Origin of the sequence: Dactylosporangium sp. NPDC049525, from assembly GCF_040676755.1 — a bacterium.
Classification (GTDB): domain Bacteria; phylum Actinomycetota; class Actinomycetes; order Mycobacteriales; family Micromonosporaceae; genus Dactylosporangium.
The window spans coordinates 1-2,454 of sequence record NZ_JBFAPO010000146.1 but is presented as its reverse complement, the minus strand read 5'-3'; the positions used below and the strand labels follow the sequence as shown (position 1 = coordinate 2,454).

The window sequence follows — 2,454 nt, the reverse complement described above, 5'->3', positions numbered from 1 at the left end:
GCGGGCGGCAAGGTACGCGCCGGCGAACGCGTCGCCCGCGCCGACCGGGTCGACCACGGTCGCGGCGGCCGACGGGAGCCGGTGCGGGCCGTCCGAACCGGAGCCCGCGTGCCAGCAGCCGTCGGCGCCGGCCTTCAGGACCACCTCCGTCACCCCGGCCGCCGCCGCCCGCGTGAACACCTCCGCGGGGTCGTCGGTGCCCAGCAGCGGGATGGCCTCGTCGAGGCCGAGCAGCAGGAACGTCGTGACCGGCAGCAGCTCGATGAGCAGGTCGGTCACCGGCGGGAGGCCCGGGCGCAGGTTGGGGTCGAGGGCGACGGCGATGCCGCGGGCGTGCGCCTCCCGGGCGAGCCGGGTCACCGCTCGGCGCGGCCCCGGCCCGAGTGCGGCGGTGAGCCCGGAGACGGCGACCACGGACGGGCCCGCGGCGAGGGCGCGGCCGGCGTCGGTCGAGTCCATCGCGGAGGCCGCCGAGCCGGCCCGGTAGTAGTGGACGCGGCGGGCGCCGTCGGGTCGCACGTCCTTGACGAACAGCCCGGTCGGCCGGGTGTCGTCGACGGCGACCAGGCCGGTGCCGACGCCGAGGGCGGTCGCGGCGGCGCGCACCCGGCGGCCGAACGGGTCGGCGCCGACGCGGCTGCAGAACTCGGTCGGCGCGCCGGCGCGGGCGGCGGCGGCGAGCAGGTTCAGCTCGGCGCCGGCCACGTGCACCGTCGCCGAGCGGCAGGTTTCGAGGGGCGCGCCGTCGGCGGGCTGGAACAGCGCCATGGCCTCGCCGAAACCAACGATGGGGGCTTGTCCGCCGCTTGATCTCCGTGCAACACTCATCCGCACAAGGTAGATAGTATACTTTCGCCGAACCGGGGGAGTGGAAGCGCATGGCGCTCGCGGGATTCCAGACCAAGGCCGACCTCGTCTACGAGCGGTTGCGCGACGCGATCCTCAGCGGCGAGCTGAAGCCCGGCGCGCGGGTCAACGTCGACGCCCTGGCCCGCCAGCTCGGCACCAGCAAGATCCCGCTGCGTGAGGCCGTGCAGCGACTCACCACCCAGGGCCTCGTCGTGCAGCCCAACCCGCACGCCGGCGCGCAGGTCGCCCCGCTGTCGCTGCGCGAGATGCGCGGCGTCTACCTCGCCCGTGGCGCGCTCGAGGGCCTCGCCGCCCGCGTGGCCGCCACCACCGTCAGCGACGCCGAGCTCGCCGAGCTGCAGGTCATGCACGAGCAGATGCGGCAGCGGCTCATCGACGGCGACCACCGGGACCTCTCCACGCTCAACCGCCAGTTCCACACCGGGATCGCCGACGCCACCCACTACACGACGCTGCGCGAGCTCACCGACCTGACCCTGCTGCGGGTGCAGCACTACCGCATCGGCGTGCGCGTCGAACCCGCCTGGGACCAGGTGATCAGCGAGCACTCCGCGATCCTCGACGCGCTGCGCCGCCGCGACGCCGAGCAGGCCGAGCAGGCCGCCCGGGACCACGTCGAGTGGCAGCTGGGCGTCGAGCTGCGCGCGACCCTCGACCCTTCCCTCATCGACCTGGACGACGACTGAGGTACCCGACATGAATGTTCGTGGCGGTCTGCGTGACCGCACGTTCGGCTTCCTGCTGACGCTGCCCGCGTTGGCTCTGCTCGGCGCCGTGGTGCTGTACCCCCTGCTCGGCGCCCTCACCACCAGCCTGTTCAACCAGAGTCTGGTCCTGCCCGGCCGCTCGTTCGCTGGCCTGGACAATTTCAAGGCGGTGCTGGACCAGAACTTCTGGCCGGTCCTGGAGCACACGGTCGTGTTCACCGTCGGCGCGACCGTGGCGCCGGTCATCATCGGTTTCGCGCTCGCTCTGGCGCTGAACACGAGGTTGCGTGGTCGGGCGGTGCTGCGCGGGTTGTTCCTGATGCCGTGGGTGATCCCCGGTGTCGTGGTGTCGTTCGTCTGGTTGTGGATTTTCAACGCGAACTACGGGCTGCTCAACGGTCTGCTGGTGCAGCTGCATGTGGTGGATGAGCCGGTGGTGTGGCTCGGCAGTCCCGGCACTGCGATGGCGGCGATCATTGTGGCGAAGAGCTGGGCGAGTTTCCCGTGGATCATGGTGATGCTGCTGGCTGGTCTGCAGACCGTGCCGCTCGCCCTGCACGAGGCCGCCGCCCTGGACGGTGCGGGTGCGGTGAACCGGTTCTGGCACGTGACGCTGCCGCACCTGCGCGGGATCCTCGGCATCGTCGTGCTGCTTGAGGTGATCTGGAATGTGCAGCACTTCGACATGATCTACGTGTTGACCGGTGGTGGCCCGGCCGGTTCCACGACCACGTTCGCGGTGGCGGTGTATGACACTGCGTTCAAGGCGTTCGATCTGGGCAAGGCCAGCGCGTTGGGTGCGTTGTGGCTGGTGCTGATCCTGGTCCTGGTCGTGGTGTACGTGCGGGTCTCCGAGCGTGGTGAGCCGGCATGAGAC

Annotated in this window: 3 protein-coding genes; 2 read left to right on the top strand and 1 reads right to left on the bottom strand. The window is 71.5% G+C overall.

All coding sequences use genetic code 11. The features are described 5' to 3' along the window. The coding region (locus AB0K00_RS57660; RefSeq protein ID WP_363540197.1) for a sugar kinase at positions 1 to 828 on the bottom strand (828 nt) is incomplete at its 3' end. Between the two features lie 50 nt (positions 829 to 878). Here AB0K00_RS57660 and AB0K00_RS57655 point away from each other — a divergent pair. Continuing rightward, positions 879 to 1,556 (top strand): GntR family transcriptional regulator, encoded by a 678-nt coding sequence (locus tag AB0K00_RS57655; RefSeq protein ID WP_363540195.1) that lies wholly within the window; start codon positions 879 to 881, stop codon positions 1,554 to 1,556. A gap of 10 nt (positions 1,557 to 1,566) precedes the next feature. Then, positions 1,567 to 2,451, top strand: coding sequence for a sugar ABC transporter permease (locus AB0K00_RS57650; protein WP_363540193.1), 885 nt, complete (start codon positions 1,567 to 1,569; stop codon positions 2,449 to 2,451). Positions 2,452 to 2,454 lie beyond the last annotated feature (3 nt).